This window comes from Halobacillus dabanensis (assembly GCF_900114165.1).
Taxonomy (GTDB): domain Bacteria; phylum Bacillota; class Bacilli; order Bacillales; family Halobacillaceae; genus Halobacillus; species Halobacillus dabanensis.
In genome coordinates this window covers 1-25,845 of record NZ_FOSB01000007.1, presented here as the reverse complement: position 1 = coordinate 25,845, position 25,845 = coordinate 1, and the positions used below count along the sequence as shown (strand labels likewise).

The 25,845-nt window shown below is 42.1% G+C and carries 21 protein-coding genes and 1 pseudogene; 15 read left to right on the top strand and 7 right to left on the bottom strand.

Annotated elements, in window-relative coordinates; all coding sequences use genetic code 11:
- The first annotated feature begins 394 nt into the window (after positions 1 to 394).
- Together BMZ58_RS12790 and BMZ58_RS12785 are read left to right on the top strand one after the other, a co-directional pair.
- Positions 395 to 1,699 carry a PucR family transcriptional regulator gene (locus BMZ58_RS12790; RefSeq protein ID WP_083412752.1) on the top strand — a complete coding sequence of 435 codons (1,305 nt, stop codon included), beginning with the start codon at positions 395 to 397 and terminating at the stop codon, positions 1,697 to 1,699.
- A 171-nt stretch (positions 1,700 to 1,870) separates the two neighbouring features.
- A complete protein-coding gene (locus tag BMZ58_RS12785) occupies positions 1,871 to 2,221 on the top strand; it encodes a YidH family protein (RefSeq protein ID WP_075036958.1) in 351 nt (116 codons plus the stop codon).
- A 209-nt stretch (positions 2,222 to 2,430) separates the two neighbouring features.
- Here BMZ58_RS12785 and BMZ58_RS12780 read toward each other — a convergent pair whose 3' ends face one another.
- Together BMZ58_RS12780 and BMZ58_RS12775 are read right to left on the bottom strand one after the other, a co-directional pair.
- Positions 2,431 to 3,828, bottom strand: a complete 1,398-nt coding sequence (locus BMZ58_RS12780) for an MDR family MFS transporter (protein WP_075036957.1) — start codon at positions 3,826 to 3,828, stop codon at positions 2,431 to 2,433.
- A gap of 607 nt (positions 3,829 to 4,435) precedes the next feature.
- Positions 4,436 to 5,830 carry a sodium/glutamate symporter gene (locus BMZ58_RS12775; protein ID WP_075036956.1) on the bottom strand — a complete coding sequence of 465 codons (1,395 nt, stop codon included), beginning with the start codon at positions 5,828 to 5,830 and terminating at the stop codon, positions 4,436 to 4,438.
- 123 nt (positions 5,831 to 5,953) lie between these two features.
- Between BMZ58_RS12775 and BMZ58_RS21165 the strand changes: the two genes are divergently transcribed.
- Both BMZ58_RS21165 and BMZ58_RS12770 read left to right on the top strand, forming a co-directional pair.
- Complete coding sequence (locus BMZ58_RS21165; RefSeq protein WP_167360081.1) at positions 5,954 to 6,199, top strand: hypothetical protein; 246 nt, start codon at positions 5,954 to 5,956, stop codon at positions 6,197 to 6,199.
- A 185-nt stretch (positions 6,200 to 6,384) separates the two neighbouring features.
- Complete coding sequence (locus tag BMZ58_RS12770; RefSeq protein ID WP_075036955.1) at positions 6,385 to 7,668, top strand: globin-coupled sensor protein; 1,284 nt, start codon at positions 6,385 to 6,387, stop codon at positions 7,666 to 7,668.
- 94 nt (positions 7,669 to 7,762) lie between these two features.
- On the opposite strand, the gene BMZ58_RS12765 is transcribed toward BMZ58_RS12770, so the two are convergent.
- The 4 genes from BMZ58_RS12765 to BMZ58_RS12750 all read right to left on the bottom strand — a co-directional run bounded on the left by BMZ58_RS12765 (position 7,763) and on the right by BMZ58_RS12750 (position 9,872).
- On the bottom strand, positions 7,763 to 8,119 hold the full coding sequence (locus tag BMZ58_RS12765; protein ID WP_075036954.1) for a DUF488 domain-containing protein: 357 nt from the start codon (positions 8,117 to 8,119) through the stop codon (positions 7,763 to 7,765).
- Between the two features lie 83 nt (positions 8,120 to 8,202).
- Entirely contained in the window at positions 8,203 to 8,952 is a 750-nt protein-coding gene (locus BMZ58_RS12760; RefSeq protein WP_075036953.1) for a hypothetical protein, read from the bottom strand.
- Positions 8,952 to 9,398, bottom strand: coding sequence for a DUF948 domain-containing protein (locus BMZ58_RS12755; RefSeq protein ID WP_075036952.1), 447 nt, complete (start codon positions 9,396 to 9,398; stop codon positions 8,952 to 8,954). Before BMZ58_RS12755 ends, BMZ58_RS12760 begins: the two co-directional genes overlap by 1 nt.
- An 18-nt stretch (positions 9,399 to 9,416) precedes the next feature.
- Positions 9,417 to 9,872, bottom strand: a complete 456-nt coding sequence (locus BMZ58_RS12750; RefSeq protein WP_244151567.1) for a DUF948 domain-containing protein — start codon at positions 9,870 to 9,872, stop codon at positions 9,417 to 9,419.
- 569 nt (positions 9,873 to 10,441) lie between these two features.
- Here BMZ58_RS12750 and glgB point away from each other — a divergent pair.
- From glgB to BMZ58_RS12705, 9 genes are all read left to right on the top strand, one after another.
- The gene (glgB, locus tag BMZ58_RS12745; protein ID WP_075036950.1) at positions 10,442 to 12,361 is read left to right on the top strand and encodes a 1,4-alpha-glucan branching protein GlgB; all 1,920 of its coding nucleotides are present in this window, start codon (positions 10,442 to 10,444) and stop codon (positions 12,359 to 12,361) included.
- Entirely contained in the window at positions 12,351 to 13,511 is a 1,161-nt protein-coding gene (locus tag BMZ58_RS12740; RefSeq protein WP_075036949.1) for a glucose-1-phosphate adenylyltransferase, read from the top strand. The genes glgB and BMZ58_RS12740 overlap by 11 nt, the downstream gene beginning before the upstream one ends.
- A 19-nt stretch (positions 13,512 to 13,530) precedes the next feature.
- Positions 13,531 to 14,637: a glucose-1-phosphate adenylyltransferase subunit GlgD gene (gene glgD, locus BMZ58_RS12735; RefSeq protein ID WP_075036948.1), complete on the top strand. Its 1,107-nt coding sequence runs from the start codon at positions 13,531 to 13,533 to the stop codon at positions 14,635 to 14,637.
- Positions 14,638 to 14,773: 136 nt separating this feature from the next.
- Positions 14,774 to 16,204, top strand: a complete 1,431-nt coding sequence (glgA, locus tag BMZ58_RS12730; RefSeq protein WP_075036947.1) for a glycogen synthase GlgA — start codon at positions 14,774 to 14,776, stop codon at positions 16,202 to 16,204.
- 31 nt (positions 16,205 to 16,235) lie between these two features.
- Positions 16,236 to 18,674, top strand: coding sequence for a glycogen/starch/alpha-glucan phosphorylase (locus tag BMZ58_RS12725; protein ID WP_075037145.1), 2,439 nt, complete (start codon positions 16,236 to 16,238; stop codon positions 18,672 to 18,674).
- Between the two features lie 22 nt (positions 18,675 to 18,696).
- The gene (locus BMZ58_RS12720) at positions 18,697 to 20,616 is read left to right on the top strand and encodes a glycoside hydrolase family 13 protein (protein WP_075036946.1); all 1,920 of its coding nucleotides are present in this window, start codon (positions 18,697 to 18,699) and stop codon (positions 20,614 to 20,616) included.
- A gap of 11 nt (positions 20,617 to 20,627) precedes the next feature.
- On the top strand, positions 20,628 to 21,002 hold the full coding sequence (locus tag BMZ58_RS12715; protein ID WP_075036945.1) for a PH domain-containing protein: 375 nt from the start codon (positions 20,628 to 20,630) through the stop codon (positions 21,000 to 21,002).
- 602 nt (positions 21,003 to 21,604) lie between these two features.
- Positions 21,605 to 22,924 (top strand): RNA polymerase factor sigma-54, encoded by a 1,320-nt coding sequence (gene rpoN, locus BMZ58_RS12710; protein ID WP_075036944.1) that lies wholly within the window; start codon positions 21,605 to 21,607, stop codon positions 22,922 to 22,924.
- Between the two features lie 59 nt (positions 22,925 to 22,983).
- Entirely contained in the window at positions 22,984 to 23,808 is an 825-nt protein-coding gene (locus BMZ58_RS12705; protein ID WP_075036943.1) for a YihY/virulence factor BrkB family protein, read from the top strand.
- 87 nt (positions 23,809 to 23,895) lie between these two features.
- Here the strand turns inward: BMZ58_RS12705 and BMZ58_RS12700 are convergent, their stop codons facing one another.
- Positions 23,896 to 24,951 (bottom strand): DmpA family aminopeptidase, encoded by a 1,056-nt coding sequence (locus BMZ58_RS12700; protein ID WP_075036942.1) that lies wholly within the window; start codon positions 24,949 to 24,951, stop codon positions 23,896 to 23,898.
- A gap of 365 nt (positions 24,952 to 25,316) precedes the next feature.
- Between BMZ58_RS12700 and BMZ58_RS12695 the strand changes: the two are divergent.
- A pseudogene (locus tag BMZ58_RS12695) lies at positions 25,317 to 25,526 on the top strand (hypothetical protein); the annotation flags it as partial.
- A gap of 114 nt (positions 25,527 to 25,640) precedes the next feature.
- Positions 25,641 to 25,845: transposase (locus BMZ58_RS21335; protein WP_482793308.1), on the top strand; the 205-nt coding region annotated here is incomplete at its 3' end.

Below are 25,845 nucleotides of genomic sequence, written 5' to 3'. Positions count from 1 at the left end.
GGCTCTCCCACTCTTGGGAGAGCCTTTTTTAATAAAGTCTGAACGACGGAAAAAGGGAAGAACTTCTTCTTCTTTAGAAGATCTCAAGGTGTTAGGTGGGTATGGTGGCTTCATTATGGACTGATCATTTAAAAAGTGATTCAGGCACCAACACATGGCTAGGTGCTTGAAGGAAGGTGAGGACATAGTTGGAACTCCCTGCTGTTCCGTTGAGTAATAGGGTTCAACGAAAGCTGCAGCAATTGATTTATTTCTATCCTACTAGATTGAGAATAGAGACTGAAAGATCCTGCCATTTACGAAAAACATTAACTCTGAGAACGGTAAAAAAATCCTTAGATATATATTTCTTTTTCTTTCCATCCACAACCTATATAATGGAGGGTAATGAAGCATGACATTTAACCTACTCGGAAAGGTCAGGATCCCTATGGAAGTCAAAGAATTGATCCTTCAGGCAGAAGATATTCATAAAGCGACAGAGTTGGTCAGTTCAAGGTTGGAAAAGCCTGTCATTATAGAAAACAAGAACTTTGAACTCATATCGTACAGTTCCTCTTTTGATGATTTCGATCAAACGCAACAGAAGACAATCCTTTCGAAAAAGTGTCCGATCTTTATCATTGACCGGTTGAAAAAAGAGGGGATTGTCCAGCGTTTAGAGAAACAGTCGGATCCCATCCGTGTTCATCCAATGGAGGATTTAGGTTTTCAGCAGCGTGTCGTAATCGCTGCCAAACACCTGGGTCACACGATGGGATACGTATGGGTCCAGGAATCGGATCGGTTGTTGGAAACTGAAGAACTGAACTTTTTAGAAGAAATCACGGCCCATCTTGGTAAGTTGATATATGATCAATTTATTAAGGCAAATGTAAAGGAAGGTCGGAAAGAAGAACTGATATGGCAAGCTCTTCACCATGAATATGGTAGTGAGAGTCAATTCCGTCATGATGCTTCTCTTGCCCAACTGCAAATCCCTGAACGCTTTTCTGTTATTGTTTTCTCTGTCACGGCCCCTCAGTACAAATATATGCTTGATCATCTGGAGAACATCGTCAATCGTTTCCGGGCGACCAGGCAAATGTTTTACTTGAAAACAGAGTTCCAGATGATCCTGCTCATCGATGGAAGGTCCGAGGATCGCTTTTCCTCGAGGGACATCGGCCGGGATTTAATTGATGAGGTGAAGTTTGAGACAGGAAAAGAGGAGTTTTACCACTTTTTGATCGGGCTCGGGAAAGAATACACGAAATTATTTTATATGAGGAAAAGCTTTCTGGAGGCTCTCGAAGTAATTGAAACAGCCAATTTCATCAGCCCTCGCCCTGAAACGATGCCACGGGAATTCTCAAAGCTTGGCCTCTACCGATATTTGGCTGCCCTCTATGAAAAGAACAGTTCGGAAGATTATTATAGTGAAGACCTTTTAACATTGATCAAAAATGATACGATGAAACAAACCGAATTGCTTATCACATTAGAAGCTTATCTGGCTAATAATGGGAAAGGGAAGCAGACCGCGAATGAATTGTTCATTCATCCGAACACGTTGAATTATCGGATTAAACAAATCCAGGAGATGACGAATATCGATTTCTCGGATTTCAATATGAAGGCTTATTTGTATACGGAATTGTTATTGCTAAACAATGTAGAGAGTTATTATGAACGATATAAAGCGGCTATACAGAAGTAATGCAAAGAGGCGGCGATGGCCGTCTCTTTTTGTAATTGGTCAAGGAAACCATTATACTCCATCCTTGTAGTTTACTATGAGTGGTGACACCTTTTAACTTTTAGTAGCACTTCCCTGAATGGCAACTTTAGAAGGATGTAAGATAGGAAAGGTGAAAGGAGACGATAATCAGTGGTAGATGAAAGAAAGTTGATTCAACAGCATTTAGCCAATGAACGCACGTATTTAGCTTGGATTCGGACAAGCATCGCTCTCGTAGGGATCGGTTTTTTAGCGACAACCGTCCATATCACGGCATTGCCGATGGAAGGAGCAATGGTTAACAAGCTGGCGATGCTCGTAAGTATAGCCTCTTTGTTCCTCGGTCTTATGACAATTGTTGGAGCAACAGTGAATTATTATCATACAAGACGGAATATAAACGAAAACCGTTTCGTCTCTTCTCACAGAATCATCATCTATATGACTTCTGTGGTTCTATTATTACTTATTCTTGTGATGACATATTTGATGTTCATTTGAAACAAATACAATAAAAAGCCTCGTTGTATAATACAACGAGGCATGTCTTAATCCTGTCGGAGATGACCGAGGCCCTTCCGCTTTTCTTTTTGTCCAGCTCAGTGCCTATCTCCTCGGGGTCTTAAGTCAATCCTCTCTGTGACAAAGAGCGTCATGGCGAGGCTTGTCTTAAGCTTGTCGGAGACGACCAAGGCCCTTCTTCTTTTCTTTTAAGCGGTACTGTATTCGTTTTCGCCTGGCCTGGATTTTTTTATGAAAAATGCCATGATGAAGCCGACAATGGAAAATATTCCAGCTACGATGAATGAAATATTAACTCCATGAATGACCCCTGTAACACCATCTGCAGGTATTGCCTGACTAGTCATTACAGAGACGAGCAAGGCTGTCCCTACGGCGCCGGATACTTGACGCATTGTATTGTTCATAGCTGTTCCATGTGGCATCAAATGTTGAGGCAATTGGTTCAGACCAGCGGTTGTTACTGGCATCATAACCATGGAAATGCCGAACATCCGAACACAATTGACCAGCGCCAAATAAAGGAATGTCGTAGACGGATCTAAAATCGTAAACATGAACGTCGATATCACAAGGAGGCCGAGTCCTGTGACAGCGAGCCAACGGGCTCCGAATTTATCAAATAATCGGCCTGTGATCGGGTTCATAATACCCATTAAGAGAGCCCCCGGTAAGAGCATCAGCCCTGATTCAAAGGCAGTAAAACCAAGCATGTCCTGCATGAGAATCGGTAAAATAACAGCACCGCCGATCATGGAGATAAATACGATCATGCCAAGAGCTGTCGTCAAAGTAAACGTCTTGTACTTGAAGATCCTGAATTCCAATATTGGTTTTTCCAGTTTCATTTGCCTGTTGATAAAAAGCGTCAGAGTTACAGCCCCAACTCCTAATGAAAGAAGAACTTCATTACTTAAGAAACTTTCACTCCCCGCTACACTGAACCCATATAAAATCCCGCCGAATCCAAAGGTCGAAAGGATGATGGAGATAGGATCCACTTTCGGAAATGTCTGCTTTGTAACATTTTTCAAGATGAAATAGGCGACAATAATATCCGCAATTGCGATTGGTAAAATGACGAAAAACAAACTTCTCCACGGAAATTGTTCGACCAGCCATCCTGAAAGAGTGGGCCCGATAGCTGGTGCAAAGGCAATGACCAGCCCGAACATCCCCATGGCTGAACCTCTTTTTTCAATAGGGAAAACGAGGAATAAAATAGTCTGCATCAAAGGCAGAATGATACCGGCGCCAGAAGCTTGCAGAATTCTCCCAGATAAGAGAATCGTGAAGTTCGGTGCAAGTCCACAAACAAGCGTACCGGCTGCGAAAAGACCTACAGCAGTCATGAACAGTCCTCTCGTAGTGAATCGTTCGATTAAAAAGGCAGTAATAGGGATCATAATCCCGTTCACTAACATAAAAATAGATTGGAGCCACTGGGCCGTATTTGCATCCAAGTTCAGGTCTGCCATGATGTGGGGCAGAGCTGTAGCGAGCAACGTTTGATTCAATATTGCAACAAACGCCCCTGATATAAGGACAATCATTAAAGGAACACGGTTTATTTCTTGAGATGACATGTTATAACCTTCTTTCTAATTACTTAGGCAACTAATAAAATATAATATCATAATAAAGAGTATCTGTTCAGTGACTTGCTTATTTTTGGGGGAAAAGTTTAGGTATCTAATTGTTATCTGAAAGAACGAATGTTTTGTTTATTATGGGGTTAGAGCTGTGGGGAACAGTACGCTATTCTTAAAACTTTAGTGAGGGGAAATCAGATCGGTACCATGCAGGTATCATCAAGCAAATTCATATGTCGTGGCCAAGATATCTTTATTTTCTATCCAGGGTCCATTACTTACTATTAAAGTGTTTCACTAAATTGCATAAAGTATGAACTGTTGGTTGATATGGTGTAACCATCAACCATTTCCTGGTGATAACATTTGGGGGAGAAAGGGGTTGTATACTGTAGTCCATTTATCGAGGAAGCGAGTGTGTGAAAAAGCTGATAAGCCAGAAACACCGCCAGCTAATTTTGTTAGCAGCGGTGTTTCTGGCTTATCTAGGAAGGTATTTAAATATGGAAAAAGGAAGTCCAGACTCTCTGTGACAAAGAGCGTCACGGCGAGTCTCGCCTTAAGCTTGTCGGGGGTGAACAAGGCGCTTGCGCATTTATTCTTAACCCGATTCCTTTTTACCGAAGTAGAATAGTCCAGAAAGGATGCCGACGGCGGTCATGGCGGCTGCAAGAATAAGGCTTGGCCATGGGCCGAATTGGGCGATGAATGGTACGGATAAAGCCGTTACGAATCCTCCACCCAGGAATGGTTCATAAAAAAGCTGCTTGTATCCAAAAGCTTCAAATGCTGGTGATTCATTATCCGGGTCGACGACACGCATTAATAGTAAGCCAGTTGCCGTAACGCCCATGGATTGCCCGAAGTCCCCAATTCCTCGTTCAAACCAGAATTTAGGGATGAACCGTGGAGCAAGTACGAGGAAACCGAATAAGTTCCAAGCTATACCTGCTGCTGCTAAGATAAGGAATGGTACTAAATACTCTCCGATCACTTCCAGGGATACAGTAGCAATCGCAGATAATATCAATATGTCGAGGGCGAGTCCTTGAATTCTGTTGATCATTCTTCGATCAACAAGGTTATATTTATCTTTTTTGCTGAAGAATATCTGCAAGATGATTCCTCCCATCATGGCAAGCGGGAACAATGGGATATATTCCATGAAGTCTGAACCTAAGGTGGCCGCTTCCAGCTGGACGAGCCCTTGCAGTATAAGCCAGCCAAGTAAAATAGCGATCATCACGATTGACAAGTGGAAGGAAAGGGGCTCAATCGATTCTGGTCGAAGGGTCATCTTTCCTGCGGGTTCACGGTTTTGATATTCCATAACACCGCGCTTTCTCAAGTTTGAAAAACCTTCCACGTCCTTAATGACTTTAGTCTTTTTATTTCTCACACCCCAATTGATCAGGATAATACCGAATATGACACCAGATAAAACACCGATTGTGGCAAGTCCGATCGCAAGGTCGAATGCTTCTGGAAATCCTAGTTCTTCAAAGGTGCTGGCCATCCCAGCGGCCGTCCCATGTCCACCTTCAAATGCGACTTCAATCAATGCTCCTGACATTGCAGGAAGGTCGAAAAAGGGAACGAGCACCAGGACGGCAACCATAAGACCGATAACATATTGGCCCCATCCAATTGACCAGCCGAGTGCCAATTGCGGGCCAGCATAGCTCCAAATATCTTTCAGTTTAGGAATCGTTGCTCCTAAGAATAAAGCTGCGAAGACGACATTAATCATTAATCCTGGTAAAGCAGACCATACTTCGATAATAGAGTCTGTCATGACCCCATTTGAAAAGGTACTATCTTCTGGCATGAATTTTCCGAAAACTTGGGGCCCTAAAAGCAGAGCGATAAACCCTCCAATAATGGAAGAAGGTAAAAATAAATTTTGTAATAGCGTTGAATAAACTCGGATGATTTTTCCGATCAACAAGAAGACGCCGATGTATAGTATTGCAAATCCTATTTCATTCGGGGTCATAGGAACACCTCTCTTATCTATGATTGCTATTCCCTTGAGGGGGATGTATAACATTTATTACCTTTTCCCCCGTAAGTACTCTGTTAAAACTTACTCTGTTTTTTTCATGGAAATGGATCTCTTATGAAACCCATGAATAAATCCATTGCACTGACACAAAATAATCGTGTAAGACAATTTGTTTTACATGAGGTGATTAGGATGGGCAAAAAGGAAAAAAAGCCGGATCGCCAGTTTAAGGAAAGAAAGAACCATGGCGAAAGCCGGAATGGCCGAAAAGCTCAATTCAAAAACCACAGTACAGAGTTCGGAGAGTTTCCGAATGAGTACATCGATCGTGAGCGTTTAGGTTATAACGCTGACGCTTAAAATAGTCCCTCGTGCTGCATGCAGCACGAGGGACTATTTGTTTTTGTCAATATCCTTGTAGACGGTTTTCTCTAAAATTTTGGCACAGGTGAGCAATGAGTCCCGGTTTTTATTTTTCACATTCACTAAAGGGTTTCTTTCTTACCGTCGATAATAGAGAGAGATAGTCTTAAAGGGGGATGAACATGGGTTTGTTTATGACAAAGAAAAAAGAGGAAGTACCTCCGCTAGGAGAAGGGTTCACAGGAGTGATCAATATCCCGGAGGATTCAGACTTACATACGCAATTCGAGATGGTTCACCTTTCTAAAAGGGACCTCGCAATATTGCAATCACTGCAACCTGTAATCAGTAAGCATATCGAGCAGCTTGTCCGCCAATTTTATAAAAATCTTGAAAATGAACCTTCCTTACAACGAATCATCAATAATAACAGTTCTGTCGATCGCTTGCGCAGGACTTTGACCATCCATATTCAGGAAATGTTCAATGGGGTCATTGATAAGGATTTTATTGAAAAAAGAATGCGTATTGCCAAAGTCCATCTGAAAATTGGCCTGGAGCCGAAATGGTACATGTGTGCTTTTCAGGACCTATTGCTTTCTTTCATGGATATTTACGAATTAGAGCTGCCGAAAGAACATTACGGGGAGGCAATCCGTGCGACTACGAAGATTTTGAATATCGAACAGCAACTTGTTTTAGAAATGTTCCAGAGCGAGGCGGAAGAACTGCGCCAAGTCGAAATAGAGAAACGGGAAGAAGCATACCGAAGGGTTGATCAAATGTCGGAAGAGGTGGCTGCTATTTCTCAGCAGGCAAGTGCTTCGACGGAGCAATTGACGAAACAGACGGACAAAATCGTTGAAGATTCCAAAAAAGGTTCCCAGGTCGCTCAACAAGTCGAGCAACAATCCATGGATGGCAAACAGCGTTTGGAAATTCAACAAAACCAAATGAATCAAATCCAAGAAAATATTACAGAAATCTCTGGAGATATGGAAAAGTTAAAACATGTTGCTGAAGAAATTAGTAAAATTGTCACCATCGTTTCGTCGATCGCTGAACAAACGAATCTTCTATCGTTAAATGCTTCGATTGAGGCAGCAAGAGCCGGTGAACACGGAGCGGGTTTCACTGTAGTTGCGAATGAGGTGCGGAAGTTGTCTGAGCAGACTCAAAATTCCGTAGCAGAAGTCTCTGATTTGATCTCTACAACGAGTGGGCAAATCCACAGTGTTTCGAGTAACGTAGGAAATATCAATCAAATGATCTCAGAAGGAACAGACAGTATGGAACAAATCAATCACTTTTTCACAGAAATTGTTTCAGCTATGGGACAGAACAAGTCCTATAACTCAGGTATTGAAGGAGAGCTTGCACAGTTTGCGCAAGTTATTGAAGAAATCAATGGCGCAGTCTATAAAGTGGCAGCATCTTCTCAACAACTGACAGAGCTTACTGACTAATTGGATTGAAATAATCGATACGGAGATATTGGAAAGGGGGAGAGGGGCTGAGGAAAGGTTTATCCTCTCCTGCACTCGCTTCATTAGCAGGCTATTAAGAATTTTCCAGCCATTCTTTTAGTATCACGGCATGATTGTGTTCTTTATCCTTTGCGCCATATAAAAGAACTACTTGCTGGTGCTGGGCTTTTTCTTGTAATTCTCTTTTCTTTTCCGTTGCAGATTCAGATTTTTGGAGTTCTTTTATATAACGCTCTGCAAATTCTGCAAATTTCTCCGGGACGTGATTGAACCACTTTCGAAGGGAGGCGTTGGGTGTCAGTTCTTTCATCCAGTCATTCAGGTATGCTTGCTCTTTAGATATTCCTCTTGGCCATACCCGATCTATGAGGATGCGGTAATCTCCTGTAGGCTTGTCTTCGTCATAGATGCGTTTTAAAACGATCGGCATTCCGTTTTCCCCCTTAATTAGAATAAAGACTTAAGAAGCTCGACACATTTTTATGTCGAGCTTCCATTGTATGAATCTGTTGATTAACGTTGTGGGTTTACTTCTACGACTTTTTCCTGAGGAGTTTTCTCGTTTTCTTCTTCTGACTTTTCCTCTGTCAGTTCACTTTTCGCTTCTTTTGCCTTATCACCGACGTTTTGCAGATCTTCTCCCGCGTCTTTAGCTGTATTTACTATTTCTTCTGACTCTTCTTTAATGTCCTTGGCTTCTTCTTTAATGTCTTTAGCTTTTTCTGTGATTTCTTTTCCTTGATTGTTGAAGACTTCCTGAACCGTTGTTGCTGCTTCACTGACAATACTAGCGACATTGCGTGCACGCGTGACCAGGTCATCTTTTTTGGCTGACGGATCTTCTTTGACGTCTGATGCGTAATTAGAAACAGCATCTTTTGTTGAACGTGTTCCCTCTTTCAGTCGTTTTCTTTGACTTGGATCTTTGATTAAAATGAAAGCCCCGCCGATTAAAGCACCTGTAAGGATAGCGATAGGTAACTTCTTATTTCCTCGTTTTGTAGCTGTTTGTTGCTGGTTAATGTTTTGGTTTTCCATTATGGATGTTCCCCTTTCAGTCATAAGATTTTTTTTCGCTTCCATACGCATTTTCTTTTTCGTTGTCTGGATGTCTTTATGTTGAATTCTACCTGTTTGGTAGAAATCCTCTTTTTTACGGTCGTACTTCATTTTTGTAACAGATGGTTCTTTCCTCCATTTTCGCAGACTCAGACCACTGATCAAACCTGCAGATGATCCGATCAACCACTCTAATCCCTTCATTATGATGTACTCTCCACTTGTGCGGCTTTCAAAGCCTTACGTTTTTGGGAGAAATAATAAGTCAAGGCTAGAGCTCCATAAATACCACGCCAACCTTCTTCGTTTATCTTTTGCTCACCTTCATGAGTCGTTTGCTTAAGTGAATAAGTCATGTCGACGAGAGAAGAAGTCAGTTTCCTTGATGATTCGCCGATATCTCCAACAATATAAAACAGAGGGCTGAGAGCACGAATCTTCTCATTGACATCGGCTAATGTGTCATTGCTGTGATGTAAGACACCTGTTGTTTCTTTCATAACTGAATCCAGTTGATCAGGTAATTGATCGACTGTCTTTCTTACACCTGTCAGAACTCCTGCCAAATTGTTCAAAGCTTTTATCAGGAAAATAGATACGATTGCGAAGGCAATACCGATGATAAGCACGCCTATTCCTAAATAATCCATCTGAAACACCTCTCCTTCTTATTGTACTTTCTTCCGCTTCCATTTTACGTAAAGGTCTATGGCAGCATCACCCCAGCGAAGAGCCTGTGCTACTTTTTCATCCTTTTCATGTGAAGCGTGGGCAACACTCTCAGATACCCCTTGAATCGATTGATTTACGTTACCGACTGTTGAACCTACATTATTCAATGCTTCCATCAAACTGTCCAATGATTGGGTTTTGGTTTCAATATCTGAGGCGATATTATTTGATTTCTTAAGTAAACTTTCTGATTCTGTGGTAATACCTTCCATTTGGCCTTCCACTTTTTCTAACGTTTGCGAAACGCTAGTCATAGTGCTTGAAGCAGCTTTAAGCGTTTTGACCACGTAGATGGCTATGAACGCGAAGGCGATGGCGATGATGAGTAAACTGATACCCGCTAACGACATACTGTTCACCTCTTTGTATTTTTTTGGAAATATCTTGGTCATCATAGAATAAAAAGCCTGTGGCTGAGGAGACATCCCCATCCACATTGGCTTTTTATAGAGTGCGCTAGGGGGAAGCGCATGAACTTTTATTTCTTCTCAAATCTATACCACTAATTTATTTAAACAAAACACCCTGAGACGAAGAAGTTTATGAAAATATAAATGCTTCCCATTTAAGCCTTTGGCATAGTAGAAGAGTAGTTGAGTAAAGGGAATAGGTACATTCTTAATATAGTTAGTTTGTGTTTTTTGTTAACTATCATTTATAAAGCAGGAATTATATTCGAATAGATTTTAATTTGTAGGTTTTTACATTTGTTATAAGTGGGTATACATATTTATGCAAACGCTTACTTAAAAAACTATATATTATAGTAATTTTAAATAAGGATAATGTATAAAAATTCGTCAGGATTCGACAAAACTTTTCAGAAAATTTTTATTAATAGCAATTGTAAATGGGCTTTCGTGATTTTATGATTAATATAGGCTGACTAAAACGTTCTCAAATCCTTTTAGTAATCGAGTCTATCAAACTTACAAATCAAACATGAAAGAGGAGTGATGGTGTGGTCCAAGATACAACATTAGAGCATGATCTTTACTTATTCCATGAAGGGAACCTCCGATACAGCTACCAGCTGCTCGGTGCCCACCCTGATACGAGAAATGGTGAAAAGGGTGTACGGTTTGCGGTTTGGGCACCAAATGCTGTACAAGTAAGCGTTGTCGGAAACTTCAATAATTGGGACGGCAGGGAGCATCCCATGGAAAAAATCAATGAAAATGGTGTTTGGATCGCCTTCATTCCCGGGCTGAAAAAAGGGACAATGTACAAATATGAAATTTTGACTGCACATGGACATCTTCGACTGAAAGCGGACCCATACGCTTTCTCAAGCGAACTTCGCCCAAATACTGCGTCAGTCGTTTATCCGCTCGCCAATTATACATGGGGGGACCAGGAATGGATGAAGCAGCGAAAAGCGAAAAACCCCTATGAGTCGCCGATGTCCATTTATGAGCTGCATTTAGGGTCTTGGAAAAACATAGAGCCGGAAGTTTTTTACAATTATCGGGATTATGCCGAAATGGTCATTCCGTATGTAAAAGAACTCGGCTATACCCATATTGAGCTTTTACCTCTCACTGAACATCCTTTCGACCGGTCGTGGGGGTACCAAGCAACTGGATACTTTTCCGTTACCTCGCGTTATGGTACTCCAGATGATTTCAAATATTTTGTCGACCAGTGTCATAAAAATGGAATCGGTGTCATATTAGATTGGGTCCCTGGTCATTTTTGTAAAGATGAACATGGGTTGCGCCGCTTCGATGGAGAAGCATTATATGAATATGAAAATCCTAGTAAGGCAGAAAAGACTCAATGGGGAACGCTTACCTTTGATTTCGCACGCCATGAAGTACAAAGTTTTCTTATTTCTAATGCGGTCTATTGGCTGAAGGAATATCATCTGGATGGCTTGCGGGTGGATGCGGTGGCAAGCATGCTTTATTTGGACTTCGGTAAGAATGACGGCGAATGGGAGCTGAATGAGCACGGTGGACGCGAGAATCTGGAAGCGGTGTCGTTCATCAAAAAAATGAATGAAGCAGTATTTGAAGAAACGCCGGATGTATTGATGATGGCAGAAGAGTCCACATCCTGGCCGCTTGTCAGTGCCCCGACCTATATCGGAGGACTCGGGTTTAATTATAAATGGAACATGGGTTGGATGAACGACATGCTCAAATATATGGAGATGGACCCAATCCACAGGAAGTATCACCATAACTTGATTACCTTCTCATTGTTTTACGCGTTTTCCGAAAATTTTGTACTACCGATTTCTCATGATGAAGTCGTTCATGGCAAGAAATCGTTGTTAAATAAAATGCCGGGTGACTATTGGCAGAAGTTCGCTAATTTACGTGCGTTTCTCGCTTATATGTACGCACATCCTGGCAAGAAACTTTTATTCATGGGAGGTGAATTCGGCCAGTTTGATGAGTGGAAAGACTTAGAAGATTTGGATTGGGAGCTATTAGATTATGATTCCCACGCATCCATTTTGGAGTATACAAAACAGTTGCACCAACTTTACCAGGATATGCCTGCACTTTGGGAGCTCGACCATAAGGAAGAGGGATTCTTATGGATCGACCCTAATAATTATGAGCAGAGTATCGTTTCTTTTGCACGCAACAGTCGTACTTCAAACGATCAACTAGTGGTTGTATGTAACTTTACTCCACAAGTCTACCAAGATTACAAAGTAGGAGTCCCGAAACATGGCTCATACAAAGAAATCTTCTCGAGTGATGCGGAACATTTCGGAGGCTCTGGGCAGACGAACGGTTTGCCGCTCGAAACAGTGCCTACACCATGGCAAGGCCAGGATCAGCATATCACCATGACGATTCCCCCGCTCGGTGTGAGCTTCTTAAAAAGAACTTCAGTATCCAAGGAGGAAAACCATGAAAAATAAAGAATGTGTAGCGATGCTTCTGGCTGGTGGTCAAGGGACCAGGCTGAAGTCACTGACCAAACAGATTGCAAAACCGGCCGTTTATTTTGGCGGTAAATACAGGATTATTGACTTTCCCCTAAGTAACTGTACAAATTCAGGAATCGATACTGTTGGGGTACTTACCCAATATGAACCTCTTATATTAAATGACTATATTGGGATTGGTGACACATGGGACCTCGACCGTAAATATGGCGGGGTATCCGTTCTTCCTCCATTTATGCAGGCGGAAGGTGGAGGCTGGTACACGGGAACAGCCAATGCTATCTATCGGAATTTGAAATTTTTGAACCAATATGAGCCGGAACACGTACTCGTACTCTCTGGCGATCATATCTACAAAATGGATTATAACGCGATGCTGGATTACCATAAGGAGTCCGGTGCCGATGCGACGATATCTGTAATAGAAGTCCCTTGGGAAGATGCAAGCCGTTTCGGGATCATGAACACAGACGAGGAAGGAAAGGTTACGGAATTTGACGAAAAGCCTGAAAATCCGAAGAGTAACCTGGCGTCCATGGGGGTTTATATTTTCCGTTGGGATGTATTGAAACAATACTTGATTGAGGATGCGGAAAAAGCAAATTCCTCCCATGACTTCGGGAAGGATATTATTCCAGCTCTTCTTTACGATTATAAAAAATTGATGGCCTACACGTTCGAAGGCTATTGGAAAGATGTAGGTACAGTCGATAGCTTGTGGGAAGCGAACATGGACCTTCTGAAAAGGGATCCTGAACTCAATTTAAATGACCAGAAGTGGCGGATCTATTCGAAAAACCCAAACCAACCGCCTCAATATATTGCTCCTCAAGCAAGAATAAGGAAAGCCTTGATCAATGAAGGGTGCCGTATATATGGCACTGTAGATACGTCGATCATATTCTATGGCGTCCACATCGATGAGTCATCTGTTGTTAAGGACAGCGTCATTATGCCGGACGTGAAGATTGGGAAAAACGTGACAATTAATCGTGCCATCATTTCAAAAGGAAGTGTCATCGAGGACGGAGCAGTAATCGGAGACCCATCACCAGATAGCGAAATCACACTTGTGGCAGACGAAGGTAGTGTACTTGCCACAAGTTTTGCAACAAGCACATAAAGGGAGGATTAAGGATTTTATGGACCGTATAGCAGGAATCATAAACTTGGATCACGAACAGGACATGTTAGACGAATTGACATACTTCCGATGTGGCGCTGCCGTACCTTTTGGTGGACGTTACCGGATGATCGACTTTGCTATCTCGAATATGACGAACTCACGGATAGAATCCGTTGCTGTATTTGCAAGACGAAAATATCGCTCCCTGATGGATCACCTTGAGCAGGGGAAAGCCTGGGATTTGGATCGCAAGCGAGGAGGTTTATTCATTTTACCTCCTGACTGGAATGATCCTACTGATATCTCCCGTGGTGATTTGCAACACTTTCATAATAATATTGATTTTATCAATCGGACGCTTGCCGACTATATTGTCGTCTCCGGTTCGCAACACATCTGTTCCATCAATTATCAAGACGTTCTGCAGGAGCATAAGAATTCCGGTGCTGACGTCACAGTGATTTACAAGAAAGTGGATGAATTGTATCCCGAGCATCAGCGTGCACACAAACTGGATATTGATGAAGACAATCGCGTGACCGGGATTCACAATGACCATTCCAATACGAATGTGTACATGGACATGTATATCATTGAAAAAGATTACCTGTATGAATTGATTGAGAAGTGCATTGCTCACGGATGTGCCCACTTCTTCCTTGATGGGATTAAAGCGAAGTTACCGGAAATCAACATCAATGCTTACGAGTATCATGGAACACATGCCATGATCAATTCGGTTGAGAGTTATTACCGCAACAGTGCAAAGTTATTGAACGCAGACGAACATGATGAATTGTTCAAAGATGATGCCCCTGTCTTTACGAAAGTCAAGAATGAGGCTCCTTCCAATTATACAGAGACATCTCATGTATCTAATACGCTGGTTGCAAATGGTTGTGTAATTGAAGGTCAGGTGGAAGACAGCATCCTATTCCGTGGAGTGAAAGTAGCGGAAGGGGCGGTAATTAAGAATTCAATCATCATGCAACGTTGTGAGATTGATAGCGATGCCGTCTTAGAAAATGTCATTCTCGATAAAGATTGCAGTATATCGAGTGGGAAGACGCTAATTGGTGCACCAGAGAAACCGTATGTGTTAGCGAAAAGAAGAACAATGTAATACCCCCAAGGTAAAGGGACTGTCTAGACATAAACATTCTGGCAGTCCTTTTCGTATAACAGACCTATAAGTGATGTTTTGAACAAATAACCATTAAGGTAAAAAAGTTAAATACATGATAAGGAGTTGGATTGTAATGAATGTATTGATGATTGGTTCGGAGTGCACCCCTTTTATAAAAACGGGAGGACTTGCTGATGTGCTGGGATCCCTTCCACATGCCTTGAAAAAACAAGGAGCAGATGTCCGCGTCGTTCTTCCGAAATATGAAAATATGGACAATCATTGGAAGGAGCAGTTGGAACATTTAGACGAGCTTAATGTCACGATCGGATGGAGAAACCAGTATGCTGGCATCGAGTATATCAAATACGACGGTATTCCAATTTATTTCATAGATAATGAATATTATTTCAAACGTTCTAATCTTTATGGATATGACGATGAAGCAGAACGCTTTGTTTTCTTTAATCGGGCAGTTATGGATTTAGTGTGCGCCATGGATTGGACTCCAGATGTTTTACACTGCCATGATTGGCAGACAGGGTTGATTCCGGTATTTCTACATACCCATTATAAAGAGGTAGAAAAACTGAAAGGTATGAAAACCGTTTTCACCATCCATAATTTGAAATATCAAGGAGTTTTTGCGCAATCTGTTCTTCATGATTTGATGGATTTTGATGAAGGCATGATGTCAGACGAAGCTTTTGAATTTTTCGGAGACATCAACTTCATGAAAGGGGCACTGAATTATGCTGATTTTATTACAACCGTCAGTGAAACTTATGCAAAAGAGATTCAAACCCCTTATTATGGGGAAAACTTAGACGGAGTACTCAGAAAACGCACCGATGAATTAATTGGAATCGTCAATGGTATTGATGACCAAAACTATAATCCTATGAAAGACGATGCCCTTGCGTTTCCATATCGGAGTTCATTGATCAAGAAAAATCAGAACAAAATGTGGCTACAAGCAGAACTGGGGCTGCCGGTCAGGAAAGATGTGCCGATGATTGGCATCGTTTCCAGATTAGTAGAACAAAAAGGATTCGATTTGATCGGACGCGTCATTGATGAGTTGCTTCATCATGATGATGTCCAAATTGTCCTGTTAGGTACGGGTGAATATCAATACGAACAGATGCTTCAATGGGTCCAAGACCGACATCCAGAGAAAATGTCTACAAATATCCGATTCTCAGAACCTTTCTCAAGGCAAATTTATGCGGCAAGCGACTTATTTCTCATGCCATCCCGATTCGAACCGTGTGGGATCGGCCAGCTGATTGCCCTCAGGTATTTAGCAGCACCAATTGTGAGAGAAACGGGAGGACTTGCGGATACTGTCCAGCCATATAATGAAGAGACAGGAGAAGGAAACGGGTTTACTTTTACCAACTACAATGCCCATGACATGCTGTACACCATTCGCCGTGCCATCGAATACTATCAGGATTCTGCTAGTTGGCAGGTACTTGTGAAGAACATTTGCAAGAGTAAGTTCACTTGGAAAAACTCCGCTGATCAATACATGGATCTGTATCAGTCGATGTATCGTTAGACGGGGGTGATAGGAGGAACCAAAAATGGTGATGTTCAGTGACAAAGAAGAATTCAAAACAGCGTTCAAAAATCAGTTGGAAGAGAAGTTGGGGAAGACAATAGACACAGCGTCGGATTTTGATACGTATCGGGCGTTAGGGTCATTGATTCGGGAAAAGATTAACAAAGACTGGTTGAAGACGAACCAGGAGTACAAGACCAACAAAACGAAGCAAGTGTATTATTTCTCCATGGAATTCTTGATGGGGCGCTTGCTCGGAAATAATTTGTTGAATTTAAATGTACTCTCTCTCGTCGAAGAAGGGTTGGCTGACCTGGGCCTTTCCTTATCTGAACTTGAAAAGAAGGAGAGTGACGCCGGTCTTGGTAATGGCGGCTTAGGAAGATTAGCTGCATGTTTTCTTGATTCCCTGGCTTCTTTAGAATTAGCTGGACATGGCTATGGCCTCCGTTATCGATACGGAATGTTCGATCAGCATATTATCGACGGAAAACAGGTGGAATTTCCTGATTATTGGCTTACTAAGGAGTTCATATGGGAAGTGCGCCGTCCTGAGGATGCGATTGAAGTGCGCTTTGGTGGGCAAGTGTCCTCCAGAAGGGATAAGGACGGAAAACTTCACTTTAAATATGAAAATTATGAACCGATTCAGGCAGTCCCTTACGACGTTCCTGTTGTTGGTTACCATAATGACACAGTGAATACACTGCGGCTCTGGTCAGCAGAACCTTCGGTTGAAGATACGATGAAAAAAGCGGAAAAAGAAGGGGAATTCGGGCACTTTTTAACCTACAAGCGCTCATTGGAGTCGATTTCAGACTTCCTTTATCCGGACGATTCCACAGAAGATGGCAAGAGGCTCCGCTTGAAGCAGGAATATTTCCTAGTATCTTCTGGTGTGCAATCAATTGTGCGTTCTTTTGAGCGGCTTGGATTGCCCTGGTCTTCTTTTCCGGAAAAAGTTGCTCTGCACATCAATGACACCCATCCGGCTCTGGTCATTCCTGAGTTGATGAGAATCTTAATGGACGAAAAAGGGATAGGTTGGGAAGAGGCATGGGAAATTACGCAGGCATCTGTATCTTATACCAACCATACGACTTTAAGTGAAGCTTTGGAATCTTGGCCGGTTGGGCTGGTACGATCTTTGCTGCCTAGAATCTTCATGATCATCAACGAGATCAATGAACGATTTTGCCAGGCATTATGGAAAACCTACCCTGGTGACTTCAGCAGGATCGCTGATCTTGCCATAATCGCAGATGGTCAGGTGAAGATGGCTCACTTATCGATTGTAGGCAGTCATAGTATCAATGGTGTAGCAAAGCTGCATACAGATATACTGAAAGAAAGGGAAATGAAACGTTTTTATAACACATTTCCAGAGCGATTTAACAACAAAACAAATGGCATTACACACAGGCGCTGGTTGATGCACGCTAATCGACCGTTGTCATCCTTAATTACAGAAGCTATCGGAGATGAATGGGTACAGGAACCGAAGCAGTTGAACAAACTGATGGAAAGGAAAGATGATCTCTCTTTCCTTGATCGCCTTCATGAAATAAAGCAAGAAAATAAGGTGGATTTCTCTAATTGGATAAAAGATACCCAAGGCATTTCTGTAGACCCGGACTCCATTTTTGATGTCCATATTAAACGACTGCACGGATATAAGCGTCAATTGCTTAATGCTCTTCATATCATGCATTTATATAATGAATTGAAATCAGACCCGACGCTTGATATTGTCCCACGCACGTTCTTTTTCGGAGCGAAAGCAGCACCGAGCTATCATTTCGCAAAGAAAGTCATCCAACTTATCAACCGGATTGCATCTGTAGTCAATAATGACCCGGATGTAAAGGATTATATAAAAGTGGTGTTCATACCGAACTATTCGGTATCGATTGCAGAGAGAATTATTCCTTCGAGTAACGTCAGCGAACAAATTTCCATGGCTACAAAAGAAGCTTCGGGGACAGGGAACATGAAGTTCATGATGAACGGAGCATTGACACTCGGTACGATGGATGGGGCCAATGTTGAAATTCACGACCTTGTTGGAAATGACAACATATATATTTTCGGTTTGAGGTCTGAGGAAGTGTGGGATTATTACCGCAATGGCTCTTATTCTTCTAAAGCTGTCTATGAAAATGATGAACGTGTCCGTCATACGCTCGACCAGCTCATCCATTACAGTCCTTTCTCCAGAGGGGAGACGGATTTCCAAGAGATTTATGATGCTCTACTGACCTATAATGATGAATATTTTGTGCTTAAGGATTTTGCCAGTTATTTGCTTGCTCAAAAGAAAGTAAGTCAGGATTATCAAAGGAAACGTCAATGGAACTTGAAGAGTTTAGTCAATATATCTCAATCAGGGATTTTTTCCAGTGACCGGACGATCCAGGAATATGCCCGTGACATATGGGACCTTCAGCGGGTAAAAACGTTAAAGTGAGGGATTTGAGGAGGACGGATTTGTGAGACAAAAGGATATATATCACAACAGTTTTGAAGCATCTTATCGAGAGCCTTTCGGTGCAGCGCCGAAGGGTTCTCCTGTTAATCTCAGGATTGATATCAATGATCGGTACCGTGTGTCCCACGTCATCCTGCATTACATTTTGGACCGTACAGATGATGAAAAAACGAAGGAAATGGACCTTTTTAGTCAGGAACATCAACAGACCTCTTATGAAGTGACACTCACGATGCCCCAGACACCTCAATTAATTTGGTATTTTTTCGAAATCATCCTCGATGATCGTACCGTTTACTACGGTAGGGAAAAGAGCGATGAAAGTGGAGAAGGGCACATGTATGATCATATTCCGCCATCCTGGCAAATCACCGTGTATGACCCTGATTACGAAACACCTTCCTGGTGGAAAAATGCCACCATGTACCACATCTTCCCTGACCGTTTTTATGCCGCCGGTGAATTGGAACTGGATAAAGCTCCAGAAACGAGTCTGGTTCATGCTCATTGGGAAAATGATCCTGTTTATATTCGTAACGAACGAGGCGAAGTCATCCGCTGGGATTTTTTTGGTGGAAACCTGCAAGGGATTACAGAAAAGCTTGATTACATTGGGTCTCTAGGTGTCACCGTCATTTACTTGAATCCTATTTTCGAAGCAGAGAGTAACCACCGTTATGATACTGGTGATTACCATAAAGTTGATCCTTTGCTCGGAACAAAGGAAGATTTAGAGAACTTGATAGAAAAGGCAGCAGACCGTGGTATTGAAATTATGCTGGATGGGGTGTTCAGTCACACGGGTAGCAATAGCATTTATTTTAATAGAGAAGGAAAGTATGATTCTCTCGGTGCCTATCAATCCAAAAACTCAGAGTATTATAGCTGGTACACGTTCCATCGCTATCCGGATGAGTATGATGCCTGGTGGGGAGTAGGGACATTGCCTACGATAAATAAAGAGAACGAGGACTATCAAAATTTTCTCGTCCATGATGAAGACAGTGTCATCAAAACATGGCAGAAGTCGGGGATGAAGCATTGGCGCCTGGACGTTGTAGACGAACTAACCGATGATTTGGTCAGTCAAATTTATCGTCAATTGAAACAGGAAGATGAATCTAGTGTGTTGCTCGGAGAAGTGTGGGAAGATGCTTCCAATAAAACGGCCTATGGGAAACGGAGGGACTATTTCCTTGGTGGTGTGCTGGACTCGGTGATGAACTATCCGCTTCGTAGAATCATGCTGGAATTTATGAAAGGTGAAATGGACGCCCGTACTGTCCATCGGCGGTTGATGACATTGGGGGAACATTACCCGAAGCAATACTTCTATGCGGTAATGAATATGCTCTCAAGCCACGATGTGGAAAGAATTAAGACAATGTTGCATGGATATCTCCCAGAAGAGTACCCATCGGAAGAAGCAGAGTCTCTCATAATAAGGCAACTAAAATCGCTTAGTTTATGGCTTTATGCTATACCCGGAGTCCCATCTCTCTATTATGGAGATGAAGCAGGGGTTATTGGGGGTGCAGACCCAGATAACCGCAAGCCATACCCATGGGGAAGAGAAAATAAAGAACTGTTGGATTGGTACCGTAAGATCGGTCGGTGGCGTAGAGAACATGTGGCACTCCGAACCGGCCATTGGAAATCGTTCGCGCTTGATGAAGATGTATTCGGCTTTGAGCGTTGGACAGAAAATGGCCTGGATCATTTTGGGGAAGAGGCATCTGATGAACGATTGCTATACTTGTTCAATAGGAACCATGGGAAAAAAAGAGAAGTCAAATTACCTACTCAAAAAGGTAAATGGCAAAGCCTTGAGAATAAAAAAAGGATCTTCCATTCAAAAAATAAGGTACTTACGGTAGAGCTGGAACCATGTGAAGCGATGCTGTTACGACTAATGAAATAGGAGGAATCGAAATGGGATTTTTAGATGGTCTAATGGGAAACGCCAGTGAAGTGGATGTGGAAAAGCTTGAGAAAGAACTAGCCGGCATCCTCATTGAAGGTGAACAAATTCAAAGCGGTTATAAAGTGTTACGTGATTCCTTTCTCTTTACAGATCGTCGACTACTCCTCGTCGATAAGCAAGGCATGACCGGCAAGAAAGTAGAATATCATTCCATTCCATATAAAAGTATCACCCACTTCAGTGTCGAGACAGCCGGCAGCTTCGATCTCGATTCCGAGCTGAAAATCTGGTTGTCGGGATCAGATGAACCGATCGGAAAGCTATTTAAAAAGGATAGTCCGATCGAGGAAGTACAACAAACCCTCGCCACCTATGTTTTATAAATACCATTGTTCCACGTGGAACAATATTTTCCCAATTCAAAAACAGCCTTACTTTTTCTTTTTACAGAAGAGTTAGTAGGGCTGTTTTTATGCTTATCCTCGCCTTATCCCTCCTCCACAAAAGCTCCCTATTCTTGAAGAATCAATTTCGAGACGTTTCCGGGATTCGTTGCCGTGTTGGACGTCAGGGGTGATTGGGAAGCTACTCGTCTAGCTCCATCCTCCAGACACTCGCGTCATAAGCAGAATATCAACGGAATGAAAAAGCACATTCCGTTGATATTCTGCTTATGTCAGTCGTGTCTACCAGGACGATTCCGCATTTGAACACTTTCCTGTGGGGAACTGGCGAGCTTCCTCGGGCGGCCTATCCCACTACGGGATCTCGCCTACTTCCTTCTTCCACGGGAGTCTAGCAGCCCCACCCACTTACACAAAAGTCTCGAAATCAAGTCCCCCAGAATACTGCCATGTACTTGAATAAAGTCTATTTTGGCGAGAAAATGAAGCGATTGTTGAAATTTTGGTCTGACTCAGCCATCATTAGTAATAGATATATACTGTTAAACTACAATGAAAGCGCTAACAAAAGAGGTGTGTACATGAAGCTTGAGTTGAGTCAAAAGCAGACGACCGGATTGTTGATGACAGCGGAGATGCGTCAAGCCATAACCATGCTGCAATGGTCCTCCGCTGACCTTTGGAACCGTGTACAGCGTGAAGTGAACGAAAACCCTATCCTGACGTTAGATTCACCCGGTAACTTCCCAACCTTTCGCGGGAATAGGGAAGCTTATCAGGATCAGATCGACAAAATTGCTCATGAACATAAGGGGTGGAGGGATAGCTTAGTTGAGCAAGCTGGCTATCTTAAAATTTCCCCTTCTTTAAAGGAAGTTTTATTATTTTTGATTGGTAACTTGGACGGACGAGGCTTCTGTAAGATATCGGAGGAAGAAGCGGCTGATCAATTAGGAGTTCCAGTATCCAAAGTCACTCACGCAAGACGGCTCCTGCTTCAGTTTGAACCCTTTGGTGTAGGGTGTTATGACTTCAAGGAGTTTCTTATGTTGCAAATTGAAGGGCAATACCCTGACTCCAGTCTGCTAGGGATACTTGTTTCTTACCATTTAGAGGAATTGGCTGAGGGGAATTTCGGAAAAGTGGCTCAAGCACTAGAAGTGGAAGATAATCGAGTAGAAGATGCTTTCAATCTTATAAAGACATTAGAACCTCGCCCTTTACTCTCAACAGATGATACTGATGTCTTGCCGGTCATGCCTGATTTGATTTTAGAAAAAGGGGAAGGTGGGTATTTGCTCCATGATCCTTTGTCTATTTCAAAACAAATTAAATGGGATGAACCACTTTTGAAGATGTATGAACAAGGGCAGGAAGCCTACGAATATTTAGATGGCTGCTATAAGAGAGCACGATGGCTTTTTCAATGTATTGAACAGCGGAGAAAAACAGTGCTCCTAGTGGCAGAAGCAATTATCAAGCATCAGAAAAGGTTTTTAAATGGGGGCTCACTAAAACCGCTAACATTGAAAGATATCGCAGAAACTATTGGTTTACATGAGTCTACGGTTAGTAGAGCCGTAGCGAATAAGGTCATACAAACCCCGGATGGAATTATCGAAATGAAGAGTTTTTTTATCACCGGTTATAAAACAAGTCAGGGAGCGGAGTATTCTTCCCAGCATATCAAAGAATGGATTAAGACATTGATTTATGAAGAAAATCCTTTAAAAGCTTTATCCGATCAAAAAATTTCCAGCGAACTGCATGCCAAATATAACGTCAAAATTTCGCGTCGGACGATTGCAAAATATAGAGAATCTCTGAATCTTCCTTCCTCCTCCAAACGGAAAGCAGCAGCTCGAGATAATGTGGTCCTATCAGGGCTTCTACATTCATAGATTAACTTTAAGAAAAAAAGGGGATAGTCAAGTAGATGAAGGATGAGGAGGAATAACCAGTGAAGAAATTAATCTCGTATACAAAAGCTTTGATTGCTGAATTTCAAAAAGATAACATCCCTCTACTGGGCGCAGCACAAGCCTATTACTACTTGCTATCCATTGTTCCTTTATTAATTTTAATATTATCGATTCTCCCCTATTTGAATATTGATTCTGAGACGGCCATCCAGGCTATGGGGAATGTCCTGCCGAGTGATACGGCTGAAGTATTTCGTGAGAATATCATTGCTGTTGTAGAAAGACCGAGTGGCGGTCTTTTGACTGTGGGTATCCTTGGTACTCTGTGGTCGGCATCTAATGGGATCAATGCTTTCATACAATCAGCTAATCAGGCCTACAATGTAGAAGAGACACGTTCCTTTATAAAGGTGCGCCTCATGTCTATTGCACTTACAGTAGGGATGATTCTTGCGATTATCGTGGCATTAGTATTGCCTGTGTTTGGTCAAGTGTTGATAGATATGATCAATATTCCTTCACAAACGGCTATTCTATTAAATGTCTTGCGATGGATCATAAGTATTGCGGTCATCGGAGCGGTTTTGATGGCACTCTATCACTTTGCCCCGAACAAAAATATTCCATTTAAGCATATCTTGCCAGGAGCGATATTGACAGCAGTCCTTTGGCAACTCATCTCCCTGGCTTTCTCTTTTTATGTAAGTAATTTCGGGAACTTTTCAGCGACATATGGAAGTCTCGGAGGGATTATCATCTTGATGCTATGGTTCTTCCTGACAGGGATCATTTTGATGATCGGTGCTGAAATCAATGTCATTTACCATCGTCGAAAAGACCGTGGGGAAACCCAAGCAGCTTAACCTAAAACAAGCGTCTTTAAATAAGAAAGGCGCTTGTTTTATGGTTATAAAATTAGATCACTTCTATTAGCAGGCAGGGATAGGAATCTAGAGTATCTGTTTGTACTTTTGAAGTAGTTCCGTCAATGTGGGGCGCGTGTGCCCATCTCTTCCAGTTACTGGTTCAGCTTGAAGAAGTGATTCGATGACAGCTTCTTCAGTTGCTTCTCCGACCGCACGAAAAGCTACATCTATCTCCTCTTCATGAATTGCCGGTATGGAAAGGGGAGAGGGCGCTTGTTCATGAGGGATCCTGGTTGCTGTAGAAAATCCGAGGACAATCTCCCCACTTCCATTTCCAATGATAGATCCCGTCCTTGATAAACCTGTCACGGACCGTTTTAATATCCTGTTCAGTTGACGGTCGGACACAGGGAGATCGGTAGCTACGATAATCATTACAGACCCTCTGTCTTTTTCCTTCTCTTCAAGAGCTATATGGTCTCTCAATTTTCTCCCGATTGGTATACCATCCACACGCAAATCACTTAACTTCCCGAAGTTCGTCAACGTAAGGACACCGATACTATAATCGCCATGAGAAAGCTTAATAACTCTGGAAGAGGAGCCAATCCCGCCTTTTAATGAGTAACAAAGCATTCCTCTTCCAGCACCGACAGCACCCTCCTCAAAATCTATTTCGGTATTTTCCAATGCGTAGGAGACATGTTCTTTTTGTACGGCCTGTTTGCGAATGTCATTCAAATACATATCGTTACACTCGCCAATAATAGGGTTCACGGTGCCTGTCGTCCTCCCGATAGTGGAGTTTTTTTCTAACGAGTAATCAACCAAGGCATCGAAGGCAGCTCCTATACTCAATGTGTTTGTCAGGACAATCGGTGTCTCTAACATACCCAATTCCTTCATTTGAATGGTTCCAGCTGTTTTCCCGAAACCATTGATGATATGGGAAGAAGCAATTAATTTTTCTTGAAATACATTCCCCTGGTGGGGGAGGATGGCTGTGACTCCTGTTTGTATATCCCGATTATTAAGCGTGTAATGTCCTACACTTACTCCAGGAACATCTGTAATTTTATTCCATCTTCCTGTGGGTGTAAATCCAATGCTTATTCCCAATTCACGAATCGTTTTGTTCATTTGTACACCTCCATCCCCTATATTCTCATTGGACGACGATTATTCCTCCTGTGTATGTTCATACATAGAAAGGTTTTTTATATACGTTATTTGGTAGAATCACTATCCCTGAAGTGTATAAAAAGAGTATAAAAATAAAAAAATTCAAGGAAAATCCGAACTTTGATGATTGCGCTTACATCCTTTTTGTGCTTGATTTCAAGCTTGTTCTCTATTGTCTCATTTCAGTGAAAATTCTTGCTTTGCCTGCTATAAAGGCGTGAATCTTAGGGTCTTTCGTGCTATACTTGTAAGAAACTGAAAAGACAGAATTTTTTCTAATTTGCCTGTAACCTACAAGAATAAGTCCGCTAGGGGGAAAAAATATGCAAAAACACGGATATCCTGTTCCGCAAGGGTTATATCATCCGGAAAATGAGCATGAAGCTTGTGGTATCGGAGTGATTGCCAATATCGACGGAACAAAGAGTCATAGTATCGTTGAAAATGCTATCACAATACTTTGCAACTTAGAGCATCGTGGGGGACAATCTGCTGACGTCAGTACAGGAGATGGGGCTGGAATACTGACTGAGGCCACTGAAAAACGCCTCCTAAAATAAGGAAAATGAAATAAAAGCATAAAAAAACCTCCAACTTTGGTAGAATTGAATTGACTAGAAACAAACACCAAATTGGAGGTTTTTATGATGCTCACTCAACATAGTCAAGTAAGCTTCTACACAGAATTATACACCAGAATCCCGGAAGATAACACCCTCCGAATTATACAAGATCATTTGGACTTCTCCTTTATCAATAATCTCCTTAAAAATTCTTATTCTCTTTATTATGGAAGGCCTTCGAAAGAACCTGAAATGATGGTTAAGCTTCTAATCCTCAAGAAATTCTACG